The sequence below is a fragment of the Pedobacter sp. CAN_A7 genome, assembly GCF_015752175.1.
Taxonomy (GTDB): domain Bacteria; phylum Bacteroidota; class Bacteroidia; order Sphingobacteriales; family Sphingobacteriaceae; genus Pedobacter.
On record NZ_JADOUW010000001.1, the window covers coordinates 1189841 to 1202308 of the forward strand.

Sequence of the window (12468 nt, forward strand, 5' to 3'; positions counted from 1 at the left end):
TCATAGAGAATCACTCATTCACACGATTAAAAAAAAGAAGGTAAAAGTTAAACACCTTTACCTTCTGTAATTACGTTACCTGATGTCGCCACGAACTTTACTAGCTGTTCCACGACCAGGAAGATAGATTTGCAGCCCAAATGATAAGTTAAGGCTATTCTGGTAATTGGTACTCCCAAAACCAGCAAGACCATTATACTTCAGCAAGGCCTCCAAACCAATATTGGGGGTAACAAAGTATGCGAATCCGGGGCCCAGGCCAAAGTTGATGCCATTGGTATTACCTCCGCCATCACTCACGTTCTGACCGCCAAAACCAATATTTGCCTCACCAAAGATCCGTCCATGCCTTAGCACTTCCACATCAGCACCAGTATAATACCGTCCCAATGCGCCCACTCCATAATTTGTGGTCGTGGTAGAGTTTTTCGCAGTCTGTATACCAAATTCTACATACCCACCAAGGGCAATGTTGTCTTGAACAAACCAGGCTGCTTTAGGGGTTATTTGGGCGCTAAATACATTAGGCTCATCTAAACCTAAATTAATATTTGCCAGGTTACCACCAATTAAAACATTCCCCCGTTGCATTTGTGCATCGGCGGAAAGCCCCGCGCTTACCAATGCAGCTAACAAAAAATAAGATAATTTTTTCATAATTCCATAATTAGAGTCCTTGTTAAAATTGTACAACAGGCTGATTAAGAAATTGTTCAAAACCTTTCTGACTTTCAACAAGGGGAAAACAGGAATCTATTTATTGGAAAAATAATCATCGGCATAGCGAGAAAACAACCTTAATAAACAGGCAAATCTAGTTCCATTTCATTAATATAATTTAGTATTCCGCCTTCCATATTATACAAGTTTCCCATGCCATATTTATCTTCCAATAGCCTGATGGCTTTTGCACTGCGCACACCAGACTTACACATGATCACTACCCGCTTATTTTGGTCTATCTTGTTTGCATGTTCACCTATTATACCCAGTGGAATTAATTGGCTCCCAATATTTACCAATTCATATTCATGGGGTTCCCTTACATCTATCAGCTGGACGTCAACACCCTGATTTTGCCAGTTAACAAATTCTGCTGGTGTTACTTGTTTAACTACACGCTCCATGGCTTTTACGCCACAAAACTGCTCATAGTCGATAAGCTTTGTCTGCGTAGGATGTTCTCCATTTAATGGGTTCGCCGCATTCCTTTTAATATTAAATGTCCGTGATTGGAAAGTGAGTGCATCAAACAAATAAAGTCGGCCGTTGAGTGTCTCTCCAACGCCAGTTATGACTTTAATTACTTCCAGTGCCTGAAGACTTCCAATAATACCTGGCAATACCCCTAATACCCCAGCTTCCGAACAATTTGGAACTGCTCCCGGATCCGGTGGTTGAGGGAATAAATCCCGGTAATTCGGACCTCTTTCTCCCTGGGCATTAAGCTGATTAAATACCGTTACTTGTCCCTCAAATTGGAAGATTGATGCATAAACATTCACTTTACCCAATAAGACAGCGGTATCATTAACCAGATAACGGGTTGGAAAATTATCCGTACCATCGGCCAGCACATCATAGTCTTTAGCGATTTCTAAAGCATTTTGAGAAGTAAACTGTGTATGATGCAGCGTAATTTTGATATATGGATTTAAAGCTTGTAAGCGTTTTTTAGCCGCTTCAGTTTTTAGCACCCCGATTTCATCGACATTGAATAAGACTTGGCGCTGCAGGTTACTATCTTCAACCACATCACAATCAACAATACCGATATGCCCTACTCCTGCTGCTGCCAGGTACAATAATGCCGGACTACCTAAACCTCCTGCACCCACGACCAGCACACTCGATTTTTTCAATTTCTCCTGTGCCTCCATACCAAAATCAGGTATGATGATGTGGCGGTTATAGCGCTTAAGTTCTTCTTTTGAAAAATAGCTATTTTGATTCATGGTATTAATGTTTAAGGTTTCCGCCAGCAATGGCTGGAACAATGCTGATGGTTGAATTGGCGTTCACCATAGTATCCAGTTGACGCAAATTTCTGATGTCATCTTCGTCTACAAAAATATTAATAAACTGGCGTACACAACCACTGGAATCGAGTAAATGATTTTGAACTTCCGGATAATCAAGCACTAGATTATCAACTACTTCAGATACAATACTTCCAGACACCAGAACTTTCGATGAATTTTTGGTAAATCTTCTTAACGGGGTTGGTATTAATACAATGGGCATAAATTTAGATTAAAATTAGTTAATGATTCTGATTAATAGGTTGTTCTTGAAATTTTCTGAAATCATCCAATCGCCAGCTCCGGCTATCTGTTTGTCCTGCCGGGTTTACTGAAATAATAAGGTAAGAGAAATCAGGCAAAGCCACACGTGTATCCACACTTGATGGTATAGCAGGCTGGTTTGGATGAGAATGATACACACCCAACAATTGTAATTCATGTTGATCAGCATAGGCCTCCGCAGCTAGGTAATCTTTAGAATTAATCTTAAAATGGTATTTTTTATTAAGGATCGTCGCATTTTCAACTTGCCACGCAGCCTGCACGATAGTACCATCAGTGTCTGACTGACCGAAAAAAAAGCCACAACTTTCTTCTGGAAAAGCCTGAATGACACTTTTTTTCATAATAGACCATGGCTGAGGTTCAATGAGTAGATTTGTTATCATCGTGGATTAAAAGGTTGAAGCAACACAATAAGAAACGTTTAAATTATTCAGGCTATCCATTAACAAAGGAACGGTCGGACCATAATCTACCATGGTAGTTCCCTGACTAAAGAGATACTCTGGCTGAAGACCCCATTTTAATATGTTAAGCGTATCCTCCCGATTTACATGGACTAATGAAGCACGTACAAGATTTTTTAATGCAGACAGTAGACATTCCTTAGTTTGCAACTCACCTTCTACTTTTTCCAATTGGACAATCGCCTGGGCCAGCACATCAGTGTCGGTAGCCGATATATGCGAGATGATGATATCCCCATGCGCATTATGCGATAAAACCCTGCTTTCGTAAACGTTAATTAATAAATTAAGTTCTTGCGGTTGTGCCCAGTTTAACTGCCCTCTAAAGAATTTTTCGGTATAACCGATAGGATTACCTTTAAAAATGATCGGAATATCACGCTCAGCTTGTTTAATGTAATACAAGGCGACTTCCAGGCTCTCCACTGGCCATTCCAGGTTTCTGACAATGAGGAAATTACATTTGTTTTTTTCGGAATAGATCAGGGCATTCAACAAAAGATCTGCTGCTTCCATCACATTTTGTGCAGTAACATATTTACCAGGACTATGGATAGCCACAAAATTGGCGTTCCATAAGTTTCTCAATTCCATATCCATCAGGCTGTTATCTAGAATATGGGTAAATCTAACCATCGAATAGATTACGCTACTTTTTTTAGCATAAGTATCAAAGATATATTCACATATTTTCTTGGTTGCGGAGTAAACCTCATTCGTATAATATCTACTGGATTTTCCAGTGGAAGAGAATACGCATTGCTTAACAGAAGGAGATTTTTCGCAGGTCCTGACCACATTTAAAGTACCCAGAACATTGGTCGTTACGGTTTCGACTACGTTATGCTCTGCATAACCAGGATTTCGCTGTGCAGCAGTATGGAATACATAGGCAGGTTGGTAAGCTTCAAATACCGCTTCTAAGGTAGCCAGGTCGCGAACATCTGCTTCTATATACACAATTTTGTTCTGGTTAATGCTGGTGGTTCCAGTAAAAGGACGGTTATCAATAATGATGACCTGACCTACTTCTAATTCCAAGAGCTTATTTACTAAACAACTACCTACGCAGCCCAATCCTCCAGTTACTAAACAAGTTTCATTTTTTAACAAATGCTTAATTTCATTGTGTGGTAAACTGAGCTTCCTGCGGGTCGTTGGTGTGAAAGGATTTTCTTCTAATCGACCTTCATAATTATATAATTCTATAAGTTCTTTGGTTAAATGTTGTAACTGTAAATAGGCGCCAGGGTTATTAATTTCAGGGGAATATTCCCAAATTTTATTGTATATCGAATTTATCATAATATGAATTTGATAGTTAAAGGCAATTCATTAATTGATTATTATGTATGTAAATTAGATATATTATTCTATCTCTCAAAGAGAAAATAGACACAACTTAGTATACAATATATTCTCATAATTGTATACTAAATTTCAGCAATATAAGTTACAACTCCGGAACAAAAAGCTGATACTTTGATCATTTACGAAGTGCATTTTTCGACCCTTTATAAATTATGCCTACCTTTGCTACTTATTTTTTAAGCATTTATGATTTCAGTATCTAATTTATCTCTGCGTTACGGCAAGCGAACCTTATTTGAAGATGTTAACCTAAAATTCACTCACGGCAATTGCTATGGTGTTATAGGCGCAAACGGAGCGGGTAAATCAACTTTTCTAAAAATCCTTTCCGGTGAAGTGAACCAGACTTCAGGTCATGTATCTTTTACACCTGGCGAGAGAATGGCTGTTTTAAAACAAGATCACCATGAGTTTGATGATTATACGGTCATTGAAACGGTAATGATGGGCCATAAAGAGCTTTTTGACATTATGAAGGAAAAGGACGCCATTTATGCCAAAGAAGACTTTACCGATAAAGATGGTGAACGGGCAGGCGAACTGGAAAATAGATTTGCGGAAATGGATGGCTGGAACATGGAAAGCAACGCTGCAACCATGCTTAGCAATCTTGGCATTAAAGAAGACCAGCATTTTAAAACATTAAAAGAAATTGACGGTAAACAAAAGGTACGCGTACTTTTGGCGCAGGCCTTATTTGGTAACCCCGATATTCTATTATTAGATGAGCCAACCAACGATTTGGATATTGATACCATCGCCTGGTTAGAAAACTTCCTTGCCGACTATCAAAGTATTGTACTGGTAGTGTCCCATGATAGGCACTTTCTGGATGCAGTATGTACACATATTGTCGACATCGACTTCAGCAAAATGAATATTTACTCTGGTAACTATACGTTTTGGTATGAGTCAAGTCAGCTGGCCTTAAAACAACGTAGTGACCAAAACAAGAAATTAGAAGATAAAGTAAAAGAACTGCAGGAGTTTATTCAGCGTTTTAGTGCAAACGCATCGAAATCAAAACAAGCTACCTCCCGTAAAAAAGCGCTCGATAAAATTGACCTTACCGAGATCAAACCTTCTAGCCGTAAATACCCAGCCATTTTATTCAATAACTTAGGTCGGGAAGCTGGAGATCAGATATTGCAGGTAGAAAACCTGAGTAAAAGTGCGCATGGCGAAGTGTTATTCAAAAATGTAAACTTCATGGTCAATAAGGGCGATAAGATTGCCGTTATTTCGCAGAACAGTTTGGCAACAACTGCTTTCTATCAGGTATTGACCGGCCGTGATGCGGACTACACCGGCGATTTTAAATATGGTGTAACCATTAATGTAGCTGACATTCCAAACGATAACTCAGATTATTTCAATGGGAAGGACATGAATCTGGTAGACTGGTTAAGAGAATATTCCGATACCGATAAAGATGAGCAGTTTGTAAGAAGTTTCCTGGGCAGAATGCTTTTCTCAGGTGAAGAAGTATTAAAAAACTGTAAAGTGTTATCAGGTGGTGAGAAAATGCGCTGTATGTTCTCGCAGATGATGCTAAAACACCCCAACCTGCTGATGTTTGATGAACCAACGAATCACCTGGACTTAGAATCTATTACCGCCCTGAATAATGGTCTAAAAGACTTTAAGGGAACGGCTTTGTTTACATCACGAGATCATGCACTAACAGAATCGGTAGCGACACGTGTGATTGAACTGACCCCAAAAGGCAGCATTGACCGCATGATGAGTTATGATGATTATATCAATAGCGAAGAAATTGCTGCTTTACGTGCAGAAATGTACAAATAAGTAAAAACACTATCATACGGAGAGGCTGATCATTGGAAAAATAATCAGCCTCTTTTTAGTTTAAAGAAATTCGACAGTGATTCTGCATGAATATAGGTTGTAAACGAAATCAATATATAATGAATACGTGTTTTTCCAGAAAAACATATATTCATGTCGGATTCATGTCGTATTCATCTTGCTTTCAGGACGAGTTTGTGATTGGCCAAAACCATGCGGTTCAGACTGAAGCACATACCATGTCATTAATTAAGAATAAATGTAAATTTCGCTATTGTAATAACACTTCCTTAAATTAGAAAATCACAGGCACTAAGTACATCGCCAGGGGTGCGTTGTCTTTAAAAACAACGGGGTTGTATCATTTTATCAATGATACAACCCCGTAAGTAAATTTAAATATGAATTAGTGTGCTTCGTGACCGTCAGCACCGTGTGCATGACCGTGACTCAATTCCTCTTCAGTAGCTTCACGCTCAGAAAGAATTTTACCAGCAAAAATTAAGTTTTTTCCAGCCATTGGGTGGTTTAAATCCACAGAAATGGTTTCTTCCTGAATAGACGTTACACCTGCTCTGAAATGATTCCCCTGGTTGTCTTGCAATGGAATAACATCACCTACAGCTGGTAAATCAACTTCTTTAAACATATCTTTAGGCAAATCAGCATATGCTCCCGGATCAATTTCACCGTAACCATCAGCAGCAGATAGCTCAAAGCTATATTCATCACCAACATTTAAGCCAAGCAAATGCTCTTCAAATTTTGGCAACATCATACCTACACCATATAAAAAAACCAAAGCATTTTGCTCATCAGCTTTTTCTACAAAAACTTGTTGTCCTTCTCCATTCGTCGTATGCAATTCATACGTTAGGGAAACTACTGTATTAGGTTTAATACTCATTAGAATCTTTTTTAATTTATCAATTTTATTGCTTCCTCAACTGAACTCACAGGCAGCTGACATACTTTATTCCGGCAAATATAGATTTTTGTTTCAATGCTTTGCTTATCTTTTAACAAAGGAAGTGAAGAATTTGTTCCTGCTATTGTAATTTTGTTAGGAATGTAGTTATCGTTGATCGCTTCGACCATGGCCTGATGGTCTGCTCCGGTAATGGCAATTTCATTGAGGCCATGCACTTCATTTAACAGCTGGATGGCCCAGTTAGAATAAGCAGAACCATAGGTTTTAAGCTGAGGTTTAACCACAGCCAGCATGGCACTTGCCTTTTCAAGGTATATTCCCTCGTCAAATAATAAACCCAAAGTTTGTAAGTTTTGCGCCATTACAGAGTTAGATGCCGGAATTACATTATCCATGATTTCATGTTTACGGGCAATCAAGGTTTCATTACTGGAGCTGGTGTAAAATAACATAGGTGTATTTGTATCAACAAAGTCCCTCAACACGTAATCAGTTAACGTTTTAGCTTCATGTAGCCATTTTTCATCAAAATCAACTGCATATAAAGCCATTAAAGCTTCGATGAAAAAAGCATAATCATCTAAAAAGCCTGGGATACTGGCTTTACCAGATTTATAATTTCGATACAAACCCCCTTCTGGCGTTCTCATAGCGGAAAGGATAAAGTCTGCTGCTTTTTTAGCCATCGCCTCATATATAGGGTCTTTATAAACGATGGCGCTTTCTGCCAATGCTTTAATCGCCATGGCATTCCATGCAGTAAGGCATTTATCATCCAGTCCTGGTCTTACCCTTAAACTGCGATGTTGCAGTAACTTTTCTTTTGCGAGTCTTACTTTTAACTGTAAATCTTCCAGCGCAATGCCTTTGGCGGCAGCAAACTCTTCATCGGTTACACTTCTTAACAGAATATTGGTATGTTCTTCTTCCCAGTTACCTTCTTCGGTCACATGGAAATATTCGGCCAATAAGTTATGGTCGCCTTCCGTGATAACTTCGAACTCATCGGCCGACCATACATAAAACTTCCCTTCTACCCCTTCGCTATCAGCATCTAATGCGGCGTAAAATAAACCCTCCGGTGAAGTCATTTCCCGTTGCAGCCACTCGATACATTCTACTGCCACCTGTTTATATAGAGGCATTCGGGTGGATGCATAGGCCTCCGTATATAAGCTAATCAGCTGTCCGTTGTCATATAACATCTTTTCGAAGTGCGGAACATGCCAGCGATCGTCTACCGAATAACGGGCAAAACCACCCCCTATATGGTCGTAGATACCCCCTAAAGCCATTTTTTCGAGCGTGAATAAGGTAGCGATGCTTGACGACTGGTCTTCAGCCAAATGCCCATAACGCAATAAAAACAGCCAGTTATTAGGCAAAGGAAACTTAGGAGCACGGTTATATCCCCCTTCACTCATGTCGAAACTGCATTTCCAGGGTTCAACGATTTCTTTTAAATCATCCGCTGTATAGTCGGCAGTTTTAACGTTCGGAATAATTTTCTCCGCGTTGATAATACCATCCGTTAAGCGATCTGCATATTGTAGGGCTTTTTCAGGCTCCTGCGCCCATAGTTCAGCTACATTGGTTAATACATTAATCCAATCAGGTTTCTGGAAATAGGTTCCCCCGTAAACCGGCCGCTGGTCTGGCAAACAGATACAGTTTAAGGGCCAGCCCCCGCAGCCCGTCATCAGTTGTACCGCCAGCATATACACCTGATCGATATCCGGGCGCTCTTCCCGATCTACTTTAATACACACAAAATGCTCGTTCATTACTTCGGCCACCTCATGGTTTTCGAAACTTTCACGTTCCATGACATGGCACCAATGACAAGCGCTATAACCTATACTCACCAAAATGAGTTTATTTTCATTTTTCGCTTTTTGCAAGGCCGTTTCTCCCCATTCATACCAGTGGACAGGGTTATAAGCATGTTGCAATAAATAGGGCGAGGAGGCCTTAATTAGTTCATTAGGTTCCAAATTCATATGATAAAGGTAAAAAGATAAGTTGTACTTTTATTCCTCAAACATTACACCACTAAACCATGATGGGCATATACAACCCTAAATGGCAACGAATAAACTACCTATCATGAAAATCACACATACCGAAATTTACCGCTTTAGTATACCGATGGAACCATTTGTCATTGCGACCGGCACCATGCATTTCGCACAAAATGTGTTCATCAGGATACATACAGATCGTGGCATATACGGCGTGGGTGAATGTTCGGCATTCCCGATGATTGTGGGCGAAACTCAGGAAACCTGTATCGCCATGGCTAAAGATTTTGCTAAAATATGGATTGGAAAAGATCCTTTGGATATACCAGAACGGATGAATGACCTTTTAGGTTATGCAGATCATAATGGCACCATTAAAAGTGCCTTTGATATGGCCTTATTTGACCTCGCTGCAAAACACGCCGATTTACCATTATATAAATTTTTAGGCGGCACCAAAAGAACCATTGAAACCGATATGACCATTGGTATTGGCACACCAGAAGTGATGGCCACTGCTGCAGTAAACTACCAACAAAAAGGTTGTACGATATTAAAGCTTAAGCTGGGCAAGGGAGTTCATGAAGATATTAAAAGAGTAGCGGCTGTGAGGGAGGCTGTGGGCCCTGATATGGCCATCCGCCTTGATGCCAACCAGGGCTGGACTTTCGATGATGCTTTATTGGCCCTGGGCGAACTGGCACAATATAACATTGAATTCTGTGAGCAACCTATGCGTACCTGGTTTGACGACCGCCTTCCGGAGCTTAGTTTAAATTCGCCCATTAAAATTATGGCCGATGAAAGCGTATACCACCACCACGATGCCCGCCGACTGATTAACAGTAATTCCTGTGAATACTTGAATATTAAATTTGCAAAATCAGGTGGTATTCTGGAAGCACAAAAGATTCATGAAGAAGCGCTGAAAACGGGTGTTAAATGTATGATTGGCAGCATGCTGGAAAGCCGGATTGCATTAAGCGCCAACCTGCACTTTGCATTGGCGAGTCCGAATGTGGAGTTTTTTGACCTGGACACCTGTCTTTTGGGACACCTGGCAGACCCGGTAACGGGAGGTTTAACCTATAATGGGTATATGCTTGATGTTCCGGAAACGATTGGAATTGGCGCAGATGCTGATCCGGAGTTTTTGAAGACCTGCGAAAAATGGACGGTTTAGTACCTTGATTATTTGATTTTTAAGGCTTCGAACGTGGTACTGTCGCCATTAAAGGCATTAAAATCTACCACATGGTTAATGCCATTGATGCGTGCCCGATCAGAATGTTGCCAGAAGATCCATTTATCGGGATTTACTTTAAGCTGTGCCTCATGATAATGGGCTATCCACAATTTATAATCATCAAAATGGCCATCCAGGTAATCGTTATAAAAGGACAAACCTGAATAGATAATCGGTTTTACCCCTGTTTTTCGCTCTACATGAGAAAGGAAAGCTTTTAGTTCTTTACGCATGTCTGCTGGCGATACGCCATTTAACTCTTCAATATCAATCACGGGAGGCAAATCACCTTTTTCAAACTGAACGGTTTGCAAGAAAAAGCGAGCCTGCCACAAGCCTGACTTTTTGGGCCTGAAAAAATGATAAGCGCTACAAGCGATGCCTGTTTTAGCGGCTTCGCGCCAATTTCTTTGAAAATAGGGATCAACCAGGGCCACTCCTTCTGTGGCTTTAATGATGGCAAAATGTACCCTAACACTGTCTTCCTGCATGGCTTTAACCTGCGGCCAGTCTATTTTACCCTGGTAATAAGAAACATCGATGCCATGGATGCTGTGTTTTTTGGGGATTTTAATGTTAAAACTTTGGTAAGTGCGGTAATTTGGATCTTCACCTATGTCTTTAACCCAACTGATGGTTGAGGTAAACAATTTTAACACATAGGCATAATATAAAGGCGATAGCAGCACCAGCAGGAATAAAGCGATGATAAATTTCCAGTGCAAGGCCATGCCTTTCGCCTTCTTTTTAGAAGACCTCCTCTTCACAGGTTTACGCGCTACTGGCTTTTTGGCCGTTGCAGCTTGAGTCCTGGCTAACGCTTTGTCGAGCGAAGTAATCGGTTTTTTCTTGGGAAGAGGAGGCACAGCTTATTTACTTAATTCAGCATAATATTTATGAAATAAAGGCAGTGTTTCTATTCCTTTATAATAGTTGAAGATATCGAACTTCTCATTTGGCGAGTGCAAGGCATCACTGTCTAAGCCAAAACCAAACAATACCGATTTGATGCCCAATACCTCTTCAAATAAGGCTACGATGGGAATACTTCCACCACCACGTGTAGGGATAGGTTTTTTACCGAAGGAATCAACAATAGCTTTCTCTGCGGCACGGTAAGCTACACTATCGGTTGGCGTAACCACTGGTTCGCCACCATGATGTGCCGTTACCTTCACCTTTACATACTTAGGGGCAATGCTTTCAAAATGTTTGGCAAAGATTTCAGAAATCTCCTCAGAACTTTGATGAGGCACTAAACGCATGGATATTTTGGCGTTTGCTTTTGACGGCAATACTGTTTTTGCGCCTTCGCCAATGTAACCACCCCAAATGCCGTTTACTTCTAATGTTGGGCGGGTTCCGGTACGTTCTAAAGTAGAATAACCTGCCTCTCCCCATTCTGACTGAATATCCAGGTCTTTTTTATAGTCTTCCAAATCAAAAGGTGCCTCATTTAAAGCTTTCTTCTCTTCATTGGTCAATTCAAACACTTTATCATAAAAAGCAGGAATGGTGATGTGGTTGTTTTCGTCATGCAAAGAAGCAATCATTTTACACAAGATGGTAATAGGATTGGCAACTGCACCACCGTATACACCAGAGTGTAAATCACGGTTCGGTCCTACTACTTCCACTTCCATATAAGCTAAACCACGTAAACCCGTTTCGATAGAAGGGTTTTCCATGCTGATCATCGAAGTATCAGAGATTAATACCACATCGGCTTTTAAGCGTTCTGTATTGGCTTTCACAAAAAGACCAAGGTTTGCAGAACCTACTTCTTCTTCCCCTTCAATCATGAATTTCATGTTGCAGGCCATGGTGTTGGTTTTCATCATCAGTTCAAATGCTTTCACATGCATATAAAACTGGCCTTTATCATCACAGGCACCACGGGCATATATTTTTCCGTCACGTACTGTAGGTTCAAATGGAGGTGTTTTCCACAGCTCCAAAGGATCAGCAGGCTGCACATCATAATGACCGTAAACCAAGACCGTCGGTAAGCTAGGATCGATAATTTTCTCGCCGTAAACAATCGGATAACCTGCTGTTTCACAAATCTCCACTTGATCGGCACCAGCTTCTTTTAACTTTTCGGCTACAAATGCAGCAGTTTTTAACACATCACCTTTATACTTAGGATCAGCACTTACTGAGGGGAAACGTAATAACTCAAACAACTCTTCTAAAAAGCGTTCTTTGTTTTCTTCAACATATTTTTTGATCTCTTGCATGTCAACTATTTTGAACAAAGATAGAGTTTTTGAAACTTTTCATATTAAACTACTTATTTGTATATTTGGAGCTGATT

At 40.2% G+C, this 12468-nt stretch carries 11 protein-coding genes; 2 read left to right on the forward strand and 9 right to left on the reverse strand.

What is annotated here, in order from left to right:
- Nucleotides 1-75 precede the first annotated feature (75 nt).
- The 5 genes from IWX76_RS05305 to IWX76_RS05325 all read right to left on the reverse strand — a co-directional run bounded on the left by IWX76_RS05305 (nt 76) and on the right by IWX76_RS05325 (nt 4078).
- On the reverse strand, nt 76-657 hold the full coding sequence (locus tag IWX76_RS05305) for a hypothetical protein (protein WP_196858813.1): 582 nt from the start codon (nt 655-657) through the stop codon (nt 76-78).
- 140 nt (nt 658-797) lie between these two features.
- Nucleotides 798-1955 (reverse strand): molybdopterin-synthase adenylyltransferase MoeB, encoded by a 1158-nt coding sequence (gene moeB / locus IWX76_RS05310; RefSeq protein WP_196858814.1) that lies wholly within the window; start codon nt 1953-1955, stop codon nt 798-800.
- 4 nt (nt 1956-1959) lie between these two features.
- Nucleotides 1960-2244 (reverse strand): MoaD/ThiS family protein, encoded by a 285-nt coding sequence (locus tag IWX76_RS05315; protein ID WP_196858815.1) that lies wholly within the window; start codon nt 2242-2244, stop codon nt 1960-1962.
- Nucleotides 2245-2263: 19 nt separating this feature from the next.
- Nucleotides 2264-2650: a M67 family metallopeptidase gene (locus IWX76_RS05320; RefSeq protein ID WP_196858816.1), complete on the reverse strand. Its 387-nt coding sequence runs from the start codon at nt 2648-2650 to the stop codon at nt 2264-2266.
- Nucleotides 2651-2698: 48 nt separating this feature from the next.
- Nucleotides 2699-4078, reverse strand: a complete 1380-nt coding sequence (locus tag IWX76_RS05325; RefSeq protein ID WP_196858817.1) for a polysaccharide biosynthesis protein — start codon at nt 4076-4078, stop codon at nt 2699-2701.
- Between the two features lie 252 nt (nt 4079-4330).
- Here IWX76_RS05325 and IWX76_RS05330 point away from each other — a divergent pair, with 252 nt between their 5' ends.
- The gene (locus IWX76_RS05330) at nt 4331-5953 is read left to right on the forward strand and encodes an ABC-F family ATP-binding cassette domain-containing protein (RefSeq protein ID WP_196858818.1); all 1623 of its coding nucleotides are present in this window, start codon (nt 4331-4333) and stop codon (nt 5951-5953) included.
- Nucleotides 5954-6359: 406 nt separating this feature from the next.
- Here the strand turns inward: IWX76_RS05330 and IWX76_RS05335 are convergent, their stop codons facing one another.
- Together IWX76_RS05335 and IWX76_RS05340 are read right to left on the reverse strand one after the other, a co-directional pair.
- A complete protein-coding gene (locus tag IWX76_RS05335; RefSeq protein ID WP_196858819.1) occupies nt 6360-6860 on the reverse strand; it encodes an FKBP-type peptidyl-prolyl cis-trans isomerase in 501 nt (166 codons plus the stop codon).
- Between the two features lie 11 nt (nt 6861-6871).
- Nucleotides 6872-8884, reverse strand: coding sequence for a thioredoxin domain-containing protein (locus IWX76_RS05340; RefSeq protein WP_196858820.1), 2013 nt, complete (start codon nt 8882-8884; stop codon nt 6872-6874).
- A 106-nt stretch (nt 8885-8990) separates the two neighbouring features.
- Between IWX76_RS05340 and IWX76_RS05345 the strand changes: the two genes are divergently transcribed.
- Nucleotides 8991-10088, forward strand: coding sequence for a mandelate racemase/muconate lactonizing enzyme family protein (locus tag IWX76_RS05345; protein WP_196858821.1), 1098 nt, complete (start codon nt 8991-8993; stop codon nt 10086-10088).
- Between the two features lie 8 nt (nt 10089-10096).
- On the opposite strand, the gene IWX76_RS05350 is transcribed toward IWX76_RS05345, so the two are convergent.
- Nucleotides 10097-11017, reverse strand: coding sequence for a glycoside hydrolase family 25 protein (locus IWX76_RS05350; RefSeq protein ID WP_334641271.1), 921 nt, complete (start codon nt 11015-11017; stop codon nt 10097-10099).
- A gap of 3 nt (nt 11018-11020) precedes the next feature.
- Nucleotides 11021-12391 (reverse strand): dipeptidase, encoded by a 1371-nt coding sequence (locus IWX76_RS05355; RefSeq protein ID WP_196858822.1) that lies wholly within the window; start codon nt 12389-12391, stop codon nt 11021-11023.
- Nucleotides 12392-12468 lie beyond the last annotated feature (77 nt).